General features: G+C 46.5%; 15 protein-coding genes. 5 read left to right on the forward strand and 10 right to left on the reverse strand.

The window, feature by feature from the left end; genetic code table 11:
- Positions 1–183 precede the first annotated feature (183 nt).
- Positions 184–330 carry a hypothetical protein gene (locus tag QUB52_RS11455; RefSeq protein WP_265237859.1) on the forward strand — a complete coding sequence of 49 codons (147 nt, stop codon included), beginning with the start codon at positions 184–186 and terminating at the stop codon, positions 328–330.
- On the opposite strand, the gene QUB52_RS11460 is transcribed toward QUB52_RS11455, so the two are convergent.
- The 3 genes from QUB52_RS11460 to QUB52_RS11470 all read right to left on the reverse strand — a co-directional run bounded on the left by QUB52_RS11460 (position 298) and on the right by QUB52_RS11470 (position 3,497).
- Positions 298–1,947: a CHAT domain-containing protein gene (locus QUB52_RS11460; protein ID WP_265237858.1), complete on the reverse strand. Its 1,650-nt coding sequence runs from the start codon at positions 1,945–1,947 to the stop codon at positions 298–300. The two genes, QUB52_RS11455 and QUB52_RS11460, sit on opposite strands and share 33 nt — an antisense overlap.
- Before the next feature lie 4 nt (positions 1,948–1,951).
- Positions 1,952–2,206: a hypothetical protein gene (locus QUB52_RS11465; protein ID WP_265237856.1), complete on the reverse strand. Its 255-nt coding sequence runs from the start codon at positions 2,204–2,206 to the stop codon at positions 1,952–1,954.
- 1,096 nt (positions 2,207–3,302) lie between these two features.
- Positions 3,303–3,497, reverse strand: a complete 195-nt coding sequence (locus tag QUB52_RS11470) for a hypothetical protein (RefSeq protein ID WP_332968361.1) — start codon at positions 3,495–3,497, stop codon at positions 3,303–3,305.
- A 257-nt stretch (positions 3,498–3,754) separates the two neighbouring features.
- Here QUB52_RS11470 and QUB52_RS11475 point away from each other — a divergent pair, with 257 nt between their 5' ends.
- The gene (locus tag QUB52_RS11475; protein WP_332976178.1) at positions 3,755–9,085 is read left to right on the forward strand and encodes a beta strand repeat-containing protein; all 5,331 of its coding nucleotides are present in this window, start codon (positions 3,755–3,757) and stop codon (positions 9,083–9,085) included.
- A 288-nt stretch (positions 9,086–9,373) separates the two neighbouring features.
- On the opposite strand, the gene phnE is transcribed toward QUB52_RS11475, so the two are convergent.
- From phnE to QUB52_RS11490, 3 genes are all read right to left on the reverse strand, one after another.
- Complete coding sequence (gene phnE, locus QUB52_RS11480) at positions 9,374–10,168, reverse strand: phosphonate ABC transporter, permease protein PhnE (protein WP_332973253.1); 795 nt, start codon at positions 10,166–10,168, stop codon at positions 9,374–9,376.
- Between the two features lie 76 nt (positions 10,169–10,244).
- Positions 10,245–10,985: a phosphonate ABC transporter ATP-binding protein gene (locus tag QUB52_RS11485; protein WP_332973254.1), complete on the reverse strand. Its 741-nt coding sequence runs from the start codon at positions 10,983–10,985 to the stop codon at positions 10,245–10,247.
- A 175-nt stretch (positions 10,986–11,160) separates the two neighbouring features.
- Positions 11,161–12,135, reverse strand: a complete 975-nt coding sequence (locus tag QUB52_RS11490) for a phosphate/phosphite/phosphonate ABC transporter substrate-binding protein (RefSeq protein ID WP_332973255.1) — start codon at positions 12,133–12,135, stop codon at positions 11,161–11,163.
- Positions 12,136–12,384: 249 nt separating this feature from the next.
- Here QUB52_RS11490 and QUB52_RS11495 point away from each other — a divergent pair, with 249 nt between their 5' ends.
- Positions 12,385–12,690 carry a small RNA NsiR4-regulated ssr1528 family protein gene (locus QUB52_RS11495; protein ID WP_265237849.1) on the forward strand — a complete coding sequence of 102 codons (306 nt, stop codon included), beginning with the start codon at positions 12,385–12,387 and terminating at the stop codon, positions 12,688–12,690.
- 137 nt (positions 12,691–12,827) lie between these two features.
- Here the strand turns inward: QUB52_RS11495 and QUB52_RS11500 are convergent, their stop codons facing one another.
- Together QUB52_RS11500 and QUB52_RS11505 are read right to left on the reverse strand one after the other, a co-directional pair.
- Positions 12,828–13,250: an EamA family transporter gene (locus QUB52_RS11500; RefSeq protein ID WP_265237847.1), complete on the reverse strand. Its 423-nt coding sequence runs from the start codon at positions 13,248–13,250 to the stop codon at positions 12,828–12,830.
- Positions 13,251–13,466: 216 nt separating this feature from the next.
- Positions 13,467–14,342: an NAD(P)H-dependent glycerol-3-phosphate dehydrogenase gene (locus tag QUB52_RS11505; RefSeq protein ID WP_332976179.1), complete on the reverse strand. Its 876-nt coding sequence runs from the start codon at positions 14,340–14,342 to the stop codon at positions 13,467–13,469.
- Here QUB52_RS11505 and QUB52_RS11510 point away from each other — a divergent pair.
- A complete protein-coding gene (locus tag QUB52_RS11510; RefSeq protein WP_332976181.1) occupies positions 14,248–14,445 on the forward strand; it encodes a hypothetical protein in 198 nt (65 codons plus the stop codon). The two genes, QUB52_RS11505 and QUB52_RS11510, sit on opposite strands and share 95 nt — an antisense overlap.
- A 131-nt stretch (positions 14,446–14,576) precedes the next feature.
- On the opposite strand, the gene QUB52_RS11515 is transcribed toward QUB52_RS11510, so the two are convergent.
- Positions 14,577–14,699, reverse strand: a complete 123-nt coding sequence (locus tag QUB52_RS11515) for a hypothetical protein (RefSeq protein ID WP_332973256.1) — start codon at positions 14,697–14,699, stop codon at positions 14,577–14,579.
- The gene (locus tag QUB52_RS11520; protein ID WP_332973257.1) at positions 14,677–15,105 is read right to left on the reverse strand and encodes an NUDIX hydrolase; all 429 of its coding nucleotides are present in this window, start codon (positions 15,103–15,105) and stop codon (positions 14,677–14,679) included. Before QUB52_RS11520 ends, QUB52_RS11515 begins: the two co-directional genes overlap by 23 nt.
- A gap of 155 nt (positions 15,106–15,260) precedes the next feature.
- On the opposite strand from QUB52_RS11520, the gene QUB52_RS11525 reads away from it, so the two are divergent.
- Positions 15,261–16,181 (forward strand): alpha/beta hydrolase, encoded by a 921-nt coding sequence (locus tag QUB52_RS11525; protein WP_332973258.1) that lies wholly within the window; start codon positions 15,261–15,263, stop codon positions 16,179–16,181.
- Position 16,182 lies beyond the last annotated feature (1 nt).

Raw genomic sequence — 16,182 nt, forward strand, 5'->3', positions numbered from 1 at the left:
GCTTTGATTTCGCCTTTGAAGGTTCGTATTTGGACTCTTCAAGAATCCCCTCGCCTTTAGGCATGGGGAGTATCAAGTTATTTCCACAGGCGAATGGAAAAAGACCGAATTAAATGCAGTACAGCTTAAATATTTGATGCAACACAAATTAGCAGCCATTCCCGGCAGCGAGTTTTGGTCGAAATGATGGTAAGTCCCAGATGCGATCGAGCAGCAGCCGATCGCGAATTACCAAAGATCACCGCAGTTAATTTCGATCCCCAGCAAGCAGGTTCAAACTCAGGATGGCGATCGGTTTTAGTGGCGTTCTTGCAAGTAATTTTGCGATAGGGGAGTCCGTACCGCCGGCAGTAACTCTTCCGGTTTCGTGCCTCGTTGATTCCAGTGCCGCCACCCAAACAAGCCAGCACTCAAAGCAACGGGCAACAAGCAAAGCATCACTACCAGACCTTTTTGCAATCCCCATTGTTTTAAAGATTTCTGAGTCGGTGCAGTGGCGCGAGTTGCTTTGATCGCCGCAGACTCAGGATTAGGAATAGAGTTCGGTGAATTAGCAGCAGAAGATCGATCGTTCTGGTGAACCCAATCCTTGCGATCTTTTAATTGGTCGGGAAAATATTCCCAGACTTCGCCATCATCAGTATCTGACTCCTGCGGTTGATTGGCTGCGATTGGCGGGTATGGGGCGATCGTCGAGAGCGCAGATGGCGCCTTCCATTCTGTACCTGCTCCCGCCGTCGGCGTTCCCGGTAAGATTAAATTTTGCACCGCAGATCCGGATGGCGCGCCGGTCAGATAGCCGTCAAAGTCCGGGTGCTGGTAAAGAATCGGCAAAGCCCAGTATAACTGATGAGAACCGTAGGCAGAAATTAGTCCCGCCCTGGCCCGACTCAGGCTGAGATCGACTGGATAGCCTTGATTCAGGTTGCGGTAAAACAGTCGCGTCAGAGTTAGGGCTACATCGTCGGGAATGCTTTCTGCCATTGCTAGCACTGCTGGAATGCCCCGCTTGACTAAAGCTGCGGTTAAATTGCGTTCCGGGCTGTCGTCCCCGATGTCTGAGGGGTCGCCGTAGGCCCCGCGGCAGGAATTGAACACGGCCATCTGAATGCCGTTGTTGACGAGCAATCCGGCTAAGTCGTCGCCACTCAAGGTTTCGGTTAACCCGGTGCGACTGCTGACTAGGTAGAGTTCGCCGCCCCTAGAACCTAAGTTGCTGTGGCCTGCGTAGTGCAAGACTTGGTAGTGTCCTTGTTCTAGGGCTTGGGTAAGCTGTTCTCGATCGGGCTGTTCGAGAATAGTCAGTTGAATTTCCGGGGAATGGGGGCTGTTTTTGAGGGGATTAGCGCTGCGGTTTTGCAGTTCTTGTTGCAGGTGGAGCACTTCTCGTTTGAGCTGCAAGCTGTCTTGATCGCTCGGAGAGGCGATCGCCACTAAAATTTTTAGTGGGCCGCTGCTAGGTACCATCCGGGTTTGTTTGAACAAACTTGTACCTGGTTGGTAGCGGGAAAATACGACATCGGTGCCGGTTGCCAAAGGGCGATCGTCCGCGTGCAGAACTTCCCACGGCAGCCGCGGTAAGTGCCTGCCTTTGAGTCCGAGGCGCAGTTGCAGCACTTCTCGGCGGTGCTGGGCGATGCCTTGAGCGCAAGTCCAGCTATCGCGCAAGTTTCCTTGAAACAGCCCGCTATATAATTGTTGCCCCAGGGCTACTAAATTCGGCGCTGAGTTTTTTGTGGATCGCCCAAGTCCGCGACCGGCACCGACTCCTTGGAATACGCCCACCATCGGGTCATTCATCAGTTGAGCAGAAAGTGCCAGCCATTGGTCGATCGGCCAGCGGACTTGTTGTTCTGCTAAGGGTACACCGGGTGCAACCTTTTCTGTCCGCACTAGATATTCGTCGTCGCCAACTGGGGTGACTGAGAGTTGAAATTCCTGGCTCACTGATTTAGCGCCCTCCCGCCTCAATTTTGAATATGCCTGCGTTTTTGCAGCTAGCAATCGCGATCGGCAAACTGATTTTTACTCTTTCAATCAAAGTTTCTGAATGCGCTTCCCCCGATCGGGCGATCGCTGGGTTCAAATATATTTCTTCAAACACTTTGAGGCTATAAAAGTTGTACTTTAATAACAGTTTATTAGTTTTGATTGCCCTATGGCTCGGTGAAAGCCGAATTTTCTCCAATCTTTCTATTTTGAACATTTTGCACCTCTACCGCAGACCCCTTTACCTTCGTCGGGAACTTGAGTTTGTCATTGCTCAGTAAAGTTAAATTGGAGGCACTTTACCAGGCGGATCTCTAGTTCTTATTAAAATTACTTCAGCTATCGCCCACCACTTTCAGGGCAATATCAGAGGTAAATTTGAGTATTTTTTTGGCGGTGGCGATCTGTCGCTGTGTCTTAACCGCTTATCCTCTACCATCAACCCCCCCATCTAAAATCTTGATTTTGTGTCAATTAATTAATTGGTCAGCCGGCGAGTCCTCATCCATAAGCCCTTCCCCTCATCCATCAGCCCTGAGTGGCGATCGCTAATCGATAGAGCGACCATCGAGGATTCCTCATCGATTATTGCTAATTTACCGCTTCTATGTTATAGATATTTTTAATTTAACTGTCTTAATCTAGTTAAAGTTAAGCAGGAAAAATCAAGTCAAGTATCCAAGAAGTTTTCAGAATACAACTGCTATCAAATATTCCCAGACTCTCCAGCAACCAGCATTTTGATCATCTAGACGGTTCAGCCTCATCCAGCCTCTTTATCGTAGAAATATTGGGAAAGGCAACTATAAACCTACAAATAAACCGGCTTTGTGATGCCCGCCAGGGGTCATTCGCGATCAAAATGCCGATCGATCTTGTAACTTTAACCCAAAATAATGCCAGTTTTAAAACGTAATGGAACTGTAGGCAAGCTTCAAGACTATACAAAATCGGTTATTACTCATGTCAAATCTCAAATCTCAAATTTATTATCTCAAATCTCAAATTCCAAATATAAAATGGTATAAATCCCGTGTTTTCTACTGTGTTGTCGGATTTTTACAATCTTTCTTGAGATAGATGTTTTTGGGCGTAATTAGTATTTTTATTCTGAAAATATAATATTTTATCGGTTCGCGAGGCTGGCTCGAATCGAGATCAACTTGTACGACAGAAAATTAAAACAAATATTTGTCTGGGCCAAATATCTAAATTTTTTATTAATCATCGGGAACTAAAATTAGGAGCGTTTAGTCAGTGGCAAAAGAGATGCAAATCCTAAGTCAGGGAAGGATTTGCCAGAGCTGGGAGTGTTACGAAAAGTTAATGCAACCAGGCTCGATCGCAGGAAAAGCAAGGGTAAAATTTTGATAATAAAGGTTTTGGGTAGTTATGTGGGAGTTGTGAGTTGCGAGTTTAAATTCTGCTAATTCACTGTAGAAATTACGTAGAAAATCTACAATTCGGCGCACTTCGGTGCAGGTTACTGTAGAAATTACGGAGAACATCAAAAGTGATCTGCGTTTCCGCGCAGCAATTACGGTGTATGTGGCGGATCAATTATTTTTGGTGCACCATTGCAGAAGAGAAAACTCGCAACTGATGGAAATAACCCCTTGCAGTTTAAATAGCATCTACAAGTAGAAACGTGGGAAATCAGCTATAGCAGGCGAAAGTATGAAATTAAAATTTTCTGCTTCTACTGCCTCATCCTTGCTGATAAACTGACTCTAAGAAACTCAGCCCTTTTTTGGAAATATCAAAGATGAAAGAAGAAATCAATGTATCGGGAACACTTTTTCCCGATCGAGATGAAACACAAATTTCTGACCTAAAAGCAACCAGTTTGTTTGTACCGCCCGTGGATGATGAGCAGCCAAAACTCGTGTTTTCTGCCAGCGAACTCGCTCGACTAGCAGATTTTCGCAACTCCAGCGCGCTCGATTCCAATAGCGAGTTAGCCAAGTTAGTTGATGATGCGATCGGCCAAAACAGGGGCAGCACTAACGGCCAAGTTCCGAATCCGCCTAACGACGCATCCCCCAAAGTTACTGATGATAGCAAAATTGCTGAATTGAGCAGCGTACCCGAAGAAGGTGTGGGCGGCAAAAATGACAAAAAAGATGACAGCGACACTGATGGCAAGACGATCGAAGGCACGGATGATGATGACATAATTGTCGCCACCGGCGCTAACCAGTCGCTCTACGGCAAAAAAGGCAAAGACAAACTCAAAGGAAAGAGTGGCAAAAATAAACTCTATGGAGGCAAAGACGACGACGATTGCGCGGGCGGCGATGGCGATGACGAAATAAAAGGCGATCGCGGCGACGACACCGTTAACGGTGGCGAAGGCAACGATACCATCTACGGCGGCAAAGACAACGACACTCTTTCTGGCGGCAGTGGCAACGATACCTGCAAAGGCGATGACGGCAATGACTGGGTGCACGGCAACGAGGGCAATGATGACGTTGACGGTGGCAGCGGCACTGATACCGTCTACGGCGGCAAAGGCAACGACAAGTGCGAAGGCGGCGAAGGCAACGATATCGTCAGGGGCGATCGGGGCGAAGACAACGTTAGTGGCGGCGAAGGCAACGACACCGTTAACGGCGGCAAAGATAACGACACCGTGATGGGCGGTGCCGGCAGCGACGTTTGCGACGGCGACGACGGCGACGACAGCGTGATGGGCGACACCGGCAACGACACCTTAATGGGCGGTGCCGGCAATGACGCTTGCGATGGCGGCGAAGGCGACGACAGCGTGATGGGCGACACCGGCAACGACACCTTAATGGGCGGTGCCGGCAATGACGCTTGCGATGGCGGCGAAGGCGACGACAGCGTGATGGGCGACACAGGCAACGACACCTTGATGGGCGGTGCCGGCAATGACGTTTGTGATGGTGGCGACGGCGACGACAGCGTTGTCGCTGGCACCGGCGACGACACCTTGATGGGCGGTGTCGGCAACGATACCCTCGTTACTGGCGACGGTAATGACATGGCAGACGGCGGCGAGGGCGACGACAGCGTTGTCGGTGGCGGATCTGGCAACGATACGCTGATGGGTAATGCTGGCAACGATACGATCGTTGGCGGTACTGGCAACCATACCTGTACCGGCGGTGCTGGAAATGACGTTTTTGTCATGAGTAACATGACCGCTCCCGGTAGTTCAGTCATCACTGACTACACAGCAGGTAGTGACAAGTTTCTGTTGTCTGGCGACTTGAATTTTAGCAGCTTGTCCTTTGTACAAGTCGGCCTCAATACCGAAATTCGAGGCAGCAATAACTTTGTGCTGACGATATTGTTGAATATCAACGCCACGATTATCAAAGCTGGCGACTTTTTGGGAGTTACCGCTCCAACTACAACTCCAACTCCAGCTCTACCTGTAGTTTCAGCTCCAATTACAACTCCAACTCCAACCCCTCTGTCAGTGGTAGCTAATCCCCTGACTGTCGGTTCCGGTGGCAGCCAAACTACTATTACTTCTGACTTGTTGAAGGTTGTCGATGGCCCGGCAGGCCCTAGTGGCACTGTCTTCAAGCTAACGGAACTGCCTGATGCTAAAACCGGGCAACTATTCTTTAAGGGAGTAGCGGTAACAGCAATCGGTGTTACCTTCACTCAAGCAGACATTAACGCCGGTTTGTTAACTTTCCAAGCAGTATCTGGTTTTACGGGTAAGGCTGACATTAGTTTTGGTTTTGAATTTAGCCAAGGCACAAAGATTATCACCGGTCAGCGTTTTAACTTGAAAGTCGAGCAAACTACCTTTGATTTTACTGGCAGTACAGCTCCTCAAGTTATTGTCGGTTCGGTGACGCTGGATAACGACATCAAAGGCGGCGACGGTGACGATGACATTAAAGGCGGTAACAAGACAAACAAAATTAAAGGAGGCAAAGGCAAGGACAAAATTAAAGGCGGTGATGGCGAGAATGATATCGACGGCGGCGATGACGATGACGATATCGAAGGTGGTAAAGGCAAAAACAAACTCATCGGCGGTATTGGCAATGACAAAATTAAAGGCGGCGATGGCGATAGTGAGATCGACGGCGGCGAAGGAACCAATACTCTAATTGGGGGTGCTGGGAAGGATCGCTTTATTTATCGCACTTCCCGCGAAAAGATTAAAACAGTTGCAGAAGCTGACTTAATTACTGACTTTAATGTCGATGACGATGTTTTAGATTTGTCGGCGGCAGCTTTTGGTAATCTCAGCGTTGCCAGCTTGACTCGAGTGGCGATTACTGCTACTTCTGCTGTTGGGGCGATCGGCAGCGCTAACTTACTCGACTTCAGCACTGATATCACCGTTACCAGCATCGCCACTTTGCAAGCGCGGTTTGCTGCTTTGGGTGGCAACAGCGATGCGCCTACTTTCTGTCAGTTTACAGATGCTGATACTGGCCGTTCCGTGCTCGTATTTGCTGTTGGAGTGCGCTTTGAAGTTATCGCTAGTTTCTCGATCAAAATTAGCCTGCAAATCAAGAACTTTGTCTTCAGTGGCCCATCGCTAAATGTTCCTGTCGGTACTGACGGCCCGGATACTTTTAACTTCGGTACTTATCCCGTCGGAGTTAATTTTGATGCTAAAGCAGGCGATGACAACATTGTCGGCAGCAACTTTAACGATACCATCAAGGGCGGTGACGGCAGCGATACCATCACCGGCGGTCTCGGTGCTGATGTTTTGAGTGGTGGCACTGGCGCCAATCTCTTTGTTTACACGACAACTAAAGAAGGCGACGATAAAATTACCGACTTCAAATCTGGAACAGATAAATTCCAGTTTGTATCGAGCGAATTCGGCAATTTGACTACTACTAACTTTGACGGTGTTAGCGGTTCAACTCCTGACATTACCGGCAAAGAGTTAGTAATTTTCACTGGCGGAACCTATGCCAGTCTCGAAGCCGCGCAAGCTAAGGCTTTGGGCAGTTCAACAACTCCTGGTTTCTTCGCATATAACAATGCTGCGAACGAAACGGTGTTGGTGTTTGACTCGAATGGTACGCTTCCAGGTGGTTCGACAATTGTTGCGAATCTGGGTACGGCTGCGGGGACTTTGGGCACAGCAGACTTCTTGTTTACTGGTGCGACTGGTTCTGCTCCGACTGGTACTTCTACCAATTCAGGTAGCATTGTTGATTTAACTGCTGCTGGAAATACCTATCCGACTGGAAACATTAATTTGGGTTCTGGTGCTGGCGGTTACAACTTCAGCACTCCTGTCTTATTTACCGGAGATGCGGCTGATAATAACGTCACTGGTACTGAATTTGCTGACATCCTCACAGGCGGCAGCGGTTCAGATATTCTGACTGGCGGTTCCGGTGCAGATATCTTTGCTTACAAGGCTCCCGGCGAAGGCGGTGATACGATTACTGACTTTGCTTTTGGGGTTGACAAATTGCAGTTTACTGCGAATGCTTTCGGCAATTTCACTACTACTAATTTTGCCAGTGTGAGCGGTTCAGCTCCTGATATTACTGGTAAACAGTTGGTGATTTTCACGGGCGGAAATTATTCGACGGTGGAAGCGGCTCAAGCTAAGGCTGTGGGTGGTTCTACAACTCCTGGTTTCTTCGTATTTACGAATACTGCGAGCGAAACGGTGTTGGTGTTTGACTCGAATGGTACAGCAGCAGGCGGTTTCACAACTGTTGCGAATCTGGGTACGGCTGCGGGGACTTTGGGCACAGCAGACTTCTTGTTTACTGGTGCGACTGGTTCTGCTCCGACTGGTACTTCTACCAACTCAGGTAGCATTGTTGATTTAACTGCTGCTGGAAATACCTATCCGACTGGAAGCATTAATTTGGGTTCTGGTGCTGGCGGTTACAACTTCAGCGCACCTGTGTTGTTTACAGGAGATGCGACTGCTAATAACGTCACTGGTACTGAATTTGCTGACATCCTCACAGGCGGCAGCGGTTCAGATATTCTAACTGGCGGTGCTGGTGCAGATATCTTTGTTTACAACGCTCCCGGCGAAGGCGGTGATACGATTACTGACTTTGCTTTTGGGGTTGACAAATTGCAGTTTACTGCGAATGCTTTCGGCAATTTCACTACTACTAATTTTGCCAGTGTGAGCGGTTCAGCTCCTGATATTACTGGTAAACAGTTGGTGATTTTCACGGGCGGAAATTATTCGACGGTGGAAGCGGCTCAAGCTAAGGCTGTGGGTGGTTCTACAACTCCTGGTTTCTTCGTATTTACGAATACTGCGAGCGAAACGGTGTTGGTGTTTGACTCGAATGGTACAGCAGCAGGCGGTTTCACAACTGTTGCGAATCTGGGTACGGCTGCGGGGACTTTGGGCACAGCAGACTTCTTGTTTACTGGTTCGATCGCAAATTCTCCAACTGGTACTTCTACCAACTCAGGTAGCATTGTTGATTTAACTGCTAATCCGGGTACTTTCCCGACAACCGGAGTTTACGACTTTGGTTCAGGTGTGGGCGGTTACAACTTTACCACTCCTGTCTTGTTTACCGGCAATTCAACCGCGAATAACGTTACCGGCACAGAGTTCTCCGATATCTTGAATGGTGGATCTGGTTCCGATATTTTCAACGGTGGCGCTGGTAATGACAGCATCTCCGGCGGCGCTGGTAATGACAGCATCTTCGGCGGCGTGGGTAACGATACTATCAACGGCGGTGACGGGAATGATACTTTAATCGGCGGTTTGGGAACGAATGTTCTCAGCGGCGGGCTTGGTGCTGATGTGTTTGTGTTCACCGGAACTACTGCTGGTGGCGGGGATATCATTACCGATTACAGCATTGTTGATGATGTCATGAACATTGACAAGATTGCTTTTGCCGGGTTGGGATCGGGGCCTTTGGGTGCGAATTTCTACCGGTATAGCAGCACGGTTGCTACTGTAAGTGCGATCGAGTCATCGTTGACTGCACCGTCGATTATTGCTCTCTTCGATAGTGTGGCTAATACTACTAAGCTGTACTACGATAGCAACGGTTCTACGGTTGGTGGCAACAGTTTGTTTGCTACTGTCAATGTCGATTTGGGAGTTTCTGGTAATTCTGAATTGGTCTTGTTCTAAAGGGCAAGAATTCCGATCTGGATATCGGCGGTATGTGTGGGGACAAAGCAATGCTTTGTCCCAATAAAATAAGGACACAGCATTGCTGTGTCCTTATTTTTGTATTATGTTAAATAATTTATAGATTGTGCGATCGATTACGATAATAAAAACGGTTCGTTCGTAGTGCGGAGTTTAGTCCGCAATCCGGGAACGGACTAAAGTCCGCACTACGAACCAATTTTAGATATGGCAATCTACCGGATGCGATATTAAGCGTAGATTCTACATTTTTTTCTCAATCCATGCTTACTTCGTTTCCAACCGCTGCCGCCAATTGCTGCTAATAATATCTATTACCGTAACGACAACCAACAACACCAACATCATAGTAGTAGCCTTATTGTACTCAAAAGACCTGATGTAATTCACCAATTCAAAGCCAATTCCCCCAGCGCCCACCACTCCCAACACCGAAGCCGCCCGAATATTATACTCAAACATCCACAGCGTGTAACCCAACGCTAGCGGCAACACCTGCGGAAAAATGCCGTATTGCGCTACTTGCAGCCAAGATGCGCCCGCAACTTGCAACGATTCGATCGATCGCGCTTCCACAGACTCGATCGCCTCCTGATAAAATTTAGCTAGATAACCTATAGTATAAATTCCCAGGGCCAAAGTACCAGCCGGCGCACCCAAACCAGTCGCCGATACAAACAGCAACCCCAGCACAATTGAAGGAACTGATCGCACGGCATTTTGCAATAAATTAGCTAACCATTGCAACCACTTTGGTGCTATATTATGGGAGCTGCAAATAGCAATTGGTATGGAAAGAATCGCCCCGATTGTGGTTCCCCATAGCGACATCTGAACTGTTTCGATTAAAGCCTTAATTGCTACATCAATAATTTCTAGATTCGGCGGCCACAAGCGCGAAAGAAAATCAGTCATGTAAGGCCAGCTACTTACCAAAGTTGTGGCATCAATTTCTAGTCCCCGTAGCGCCCAACCGTAAAGTACAATTAAACCTGCGATGATACCGAGATTTTTGATCCAACTATAGGTTTTTGATAAGTTACTTGAGTTTTTTTCGGTCATTGGCATTTATTTTAAGATTTTTTTTTAACCGCAGAGGGCGCAGAGGGCACAGAGGAAGAGTTGAGAAGAGAGCGGTTTAGGCTGGTATTTTGGGATTGGTTAATTTGCTGAATTTGTCGGAGAGGTTGTGGCATTTGCCATCATAGACTATTTGACCGGCATCTAGGACGATCGCCCTTTCGGGATAGGTGCTGGCCATTCCCAAATCGTGCAATACTACAACTATGGTCATGCCTTGTTCTCGGTGCAGTTGGGCGAGGATTTCCATTACTTGCTGGGCGGCGATTACGTCTAATCCGGTGGTGGGCTCGTCGGCGAGTAAAATCTGCGGTGATTGGATTAAGGCGCGGGCGATGGCGACTTTTTGCTGTTGTCCGCCGCTGAGTAGTCCGGTTTTTTGGTATGCTAGGTCTTGGAGTCCGAAGTCTGCTAGTAGGTCAAATGCTCGATCGCGCTTTTGCTTCGGAAAACCCCACAAAGTCTCCCAAGTATTCAATCCTCCCAAGCAACCACATAGCACATTGTCGATCGCAGGTGACTGTTTTACTAACCCGCCGCCTTGAAAAATTAAGCCGATATCCCGACGAATTCGGGCGATCGTGCGCGTATTCATCACAATATCATTAATCCGAATCTCTCCGGTTTTAACAGGGACTAAGCCGACGAAGGAGCGCAATAGGGTGGATTTTCCCGCACCGTTCAAACCCAGTAGCGCCACAAATTCGCCCTGTTTGATTTTGCAATCAATGCCGTTGAGAATGGGGCGATTTAGTGATTTGGAATAAGCTGTTTCTAAATTACAACATTCGATAGTCATGATCGATATTTATTGATAAATTAGCGATAACTAAATTGCGATTTGAAGGCAAATTTTGTACAGAGGCAGAGCCTCATTATCTCCATTCCCAGGCAGAGCGAGGTAATGAGGTAATGAGGTGATCAGTCAACAGTCAACAGTCAACAGTCAACAGTCAACAATAGACCTAATAAAATTAAGGCTCTAATTTAGCGCGCTGCAAAGCTTGCCGCAAAGTTGCTAAATGGCGCGTATGATCGACTTTTACTAATTTCTGGGAATTGTACAAGCTGCGGAACAATTGATTATTTGCAGGTTCGTTCATTTTCATGAAAGCATTGATCAGTTTTTCGCGCATTGGTGCAGGAATGCGATCGTCAATCACAATTCCGTGGGCGGGAACTCCGGGAACTTGTTGCAAAACTCGCAATTTCTTGCCTTCTTCCGCTGTAATCCAAGGTGGCAACAAAGCGTATTCGGAGACAACTCCGACATCTGCTTGACCTCTTAAAACAGATTGCAAAGCGCTGCTGTAGCCGTCGCCATAGGTGACATTTCCGAAGAAACTTTCCAATCTATCCGGCCCTGAAACTAATCCTTGACCTACCAATTCTGAGATTGGAAAAATGAATCCCGAACCGGAAGTTCGAGAAGTGAAAGCCATTTTTTTACCTTTCAATTGTTCGAGAGTTTGCTTTGCTGAACCTTTCGCGCGCAAAGGACTATCTTGGCGCACCACAAACACGGAATCGTAGGTATTTCCGCCGGAATAATCGCTGCGAACTTCTGCTAAATACATCCGCGCTTTCGCCAATTGTTCTGCTTTTAATGCCGCGCGCCCTGCTACAAATGCTACATCTGCCCTGTCGGCCCTCAAAGCTTCTACAGCGGCGGTTTCGTCGCCGATGACGGCTTCTACGGGCATTCCGATTTCTTTGGATAGTATTTGCGCTACTCGATTGGCTTTATTTTGCAAGTCTGTAGCATCTCTGCGGTTGGCAAATACGATTCTAATGCGAGTTATAGCAGCTTGTGCTCTTAAATCTCGATCGCCCTTTGGTGTTGTTTGGGTGATCGCCTTTTGCCCGATTCCAACTGCATTCGCTGTCAAACCAGCTAGCAGTAATAATCCCACGCTCGCGCTTGCTATAACTTTTGACTTGACCTTCATTAATCGCTCTCCTACTTAACCACAACTATTTGATAATTTATGGCAATAATTTTCCAATCATTGTAGAGCTTTTTTGGTAATTAGTTGCAATAGTGAAAGCATAACGATATATTATATAAAATATAAGCAATATTAATAATGCTTTGACTCTATGTATGGTATTTTTAGCATTCTACGGGGAAGAAGTGGTGCAAACTAGACACCATACTGATAAAATGCTCCTAAAGCAAACTTTGACAGCACAGCACAATGTCTTCAGAAACAAACTCAGCGCCTGCATCTACAACCGGTGCAGATGCGATCGATGTTGCGATCGCCTCAGGAATCGATTTTGACGGCACTCCGATTCCGAAAGCAAAATTAGACCTGTACGAGCAAGTAATGGGATTAGAAGCCGGGAGACAGCGCAGTGGCGTATCGAACACCATGCGATCGCGCATTGTCCGAATTGGTGTAAAACATCTGCCTCAAGCAGAACTAGATCCAATGTTAATTGCTGCCGACTTTGCACCGCTAAAAGACAAAGAAGTTGCCTTTTATTACGGCGCCAAGTAAAAATCAGATAATGCAGAAAGGCAAGATACAAGATATCAAAGAAACCGGGTTTTTTCCATGATTCAACGCTTTGATGCAATATTTTTCGCAAAAACCCGGTTTCTGCCTCCACGATAGATTCACAAAGGAGAGATATTTCAATAAGACGCAAGTATAACGGCAATTATGGCTAGCACAAGAGCGATAATTTGCGGAATTGTAATTGCTTCTTTCAGGAATAAAGATGATAGAAGTACGGTAATGACTGGGTACAGGGATGTAATGCTGATTACGCTGATAACTGGCCCGCTTTCAATGGATTTCAGAAAAATCACAGATGCCGCAGTTCCGCAAACACCGATTAATAAAGCAAATACGATTCCTGTAATATTTCCCTCAAAACTCAAGTTTTTACTGTTAGCAAGAATGAATACTGTAGTTAAAATAGCGCCGATTGTTTCATAAACAAAAGCTGTTTTGTAGTCGAGAGATTTAGTCGCTAACTTGCCAAAAAATCCCCAAAAACCGTATAATAATGAACAAATGAGTGCATAGATTAACCAATTGGGTATTTTAACCATTGTTTCAAAAATTTAAGTGTATTATTTTAGATCTGCAAAAATATCTAGGAATGGGCATCTTGCCAGTTCCACAAAAATATCTAGGAATGGGCATCTTGCCCGTTCCAAAATTTGATTAAAAAGACTTTTGCAAGAGTTTTTTTTTTGCTTGTTGTACTCGATTTTCCCTCGATATCACAGTTGATAACTTTTTGCTCATTGCCACCTGCAATGTTCTTAAATCTCCGGTTTCAAAGCACGTTCCATCAGCGATAAAACAGCTTGTTCGGGAGTAATATCACCATTCAGCAAACGATAAACTTGACGGGAAACAGGGACTTCAATCTCGCGCCGATTCGCCAAATCAATCAACACATTAGTAGTATTAACTCCTTCAGCAGTGCTCTGTAATTCCTGCAAAATTTGCTCCAAAGACTTGCCTTTCGCCAATCCGAAACCAACTCGATAATTGCGCGACAAAGAACTATTGCAAGTCGCGAGTAAATCTCCCAAACCAGACAAACCATAAAAAGTTTCGGCGCGAGCTCCCAAACGAACTCCTACCCGAATCATTTCCGGCAAAGCGCGAGTCAGCAAAGCAGATTTAGCATTAGTTCCTAATTGTAAACCATCGCAAACACCAGCGGCGATCGCAAAAACGTTCTTCAAAGTCCCACCCAACTCAGTCCCCAGGGGATCTTGATTCACATAAACTCGAAAAATATCGGAACTATAAATGGTTTGTACTTGCTTGGCTGCGGCTAAATCTAAACTCGCCGCTACCGTCGCAGCCGGTAATCCTTGCTGAATTTCCTCGGAAAGATTGGGCCCGGAAAGTACGACAATTGAATTGTGAGGAAAGGCATTTTGCCAGATTTGAGATGGAGTGCGTGTCGTCGCGGGGTCTAAACCTTTGGTGACAGTAACTATAATTGTACTGGGAGTTAGGTTTAAGGCAAGCAGGCGATCGACTGTTTCGCCAACTCCCTTCATCGAAACTGCCGAAATTACAACATCCGTGCCAGTTATAACCGATTCTAGACTAAAAGAACTGCGGCGCGACCACAAATTTACCCGATCGCCCTTTTTGCCTCCCAGATTTGCCAGTGCCAAACCCCATGCACCTCCGCCTAATATTGTCAAATTTACCATAAAATTTATTGAGAAGGAAGAAGGAAGAAGGAAGAAAGAAGAAGGAAGAAGAAATACCCAGTAAGCTTTTTCGCGAGCCGTATTTTACGTTTAACTTGGTAGATTTACTTATTTAGATCAACGAAAACGCAGGTGCACGCAGATCAACTATACATAATTTAGCATTCATCCGCGTTAATCGGCGTTATTCTGCGGTTAAAAATTTACATAATAATCTTCCTTCTTCCTTCTTCCCTCTTCCTTCTTCCCTCTTCCTTCTTCCCTCTTCCTTCTTCCTTCTTCCTTCTTCCTTCTCCTACAAACGCGGGCGCAATCCATAATGACGGTAACGCCAATAATCGCGTAAAATGCGATCGTGATCGAAACACAATTCACCTGGAATCTGCCAAGATTCAAAAACTTGTAAATTTTTAGCATCATCAGCAGCTTGGGGTTCGCCCGTTGCCGCAGCCAAGAATACAATACTGATAGTATGTTGGCGCGCGTCGCGATTTGGGTCAGAATAAACGTAAAATTGCTCAATTAATTCTACATTCAAACTCGTTTCTTCTAAAGCTTCGCGTTTGGCCGCCGTTTCTACCGATTCCCCGTAATCGACAAAGCCGCCGGGAATCGCCCAGCCGTAGGGAATATGGCGACGTTCTATGAGTACGATCGGTCGGTGCGGGCGATCGACCAATTCGATGATAATATCAACTGTAGGAGCGGGATTTTTATAAGTCATTTTGTTTGGGAATGGGGCATCGGGCATCGGGCATCGGGCATCGGGGATTAATGATTTTATATTTAACAAACAACAAATAACAAATAACAAATAACACATAACAGTCAACAGTCAACAGTCAACAGTCAACAGTCAACAGTCAACTAACAAACATTATGCCTAAGTGGCTGAGCAAAGTTTTAGGTATCGGTGCGGGTACAATCCTCCTATTAGGTGCGACTGGATACTGGTACGTTTTTATCGCCGGAGCACCTCAATTAGACCCTCCAAAAATCATCGCCGATGCCGACATAAAATTTGAACTCAAAACATATAAAAGTGCAGCTATGAATTCCGAGCGCACCTACGGCTTAATTTTACCACCAGGGTACGCAAAAAATCCCAAACAGCGCTATCCAGTGATTTTTTTGCTACACGGCGGGCACGGAGACGCGCGCGCTTATCAAGACAAAGCTGCTGTTACTTCCGTGCTCCACGATTTATATAAAAGCAAAAGATTGTCGCCGTCAATTGTCATTACTCCTGACGGGAACGACAAGCGGGGGACGAGCCCTTTGTGGGACCCGCAGTATTTTGATGGGCCCAATGGTCAGGTCGGAAGTGCGATCGGCTCCGAGTTGGTTCAAATCGTAAAATCGCGCTACAGAACGCTGGAAGACCCCAAATTATGGGCAATGGGAGGACAATCTTCGGGGGGTTGGGGAGCTTTTAATATCGGTTTGCGCTACTTGAATAATTTTAATATTCTGTTCAGCCACAGCGGTTATTTTACCGATCAAAGTGGCAAAGCTAACAGTCCTAAATATTTAGTTCCGAAACTTTCTACAAAAGATAGACAGCGACTGCGGGCTTATTTGGATGCTGGGGAAGGAGACAAGGAATTTCTGACTTCTACGCAACAGTTTCACGAACAATTAAACAGTTTGGGTATTGCCAACGAGTTTAAAAAATTTCCTGGCGGACACGGGATTGTCGGCCCCGATGTCGGTTGGAATTATTGGCACAAGCATTTAGCCGATTCATTGAGTTATGTTGGAAAACAGTTTAAGATATCACTGGCCGCACAGAAAAATTAAA

Source organism: Microcoleus sp. A6-C6 (assembly GCF_036705955.1).
In the GTDB taxonomy this organism is placed as follows: Bacteria; Cyanobacteriota; Cyanobacteriia; order Cyanobacteriales; family Microcoleaceae; genus Microcoleus.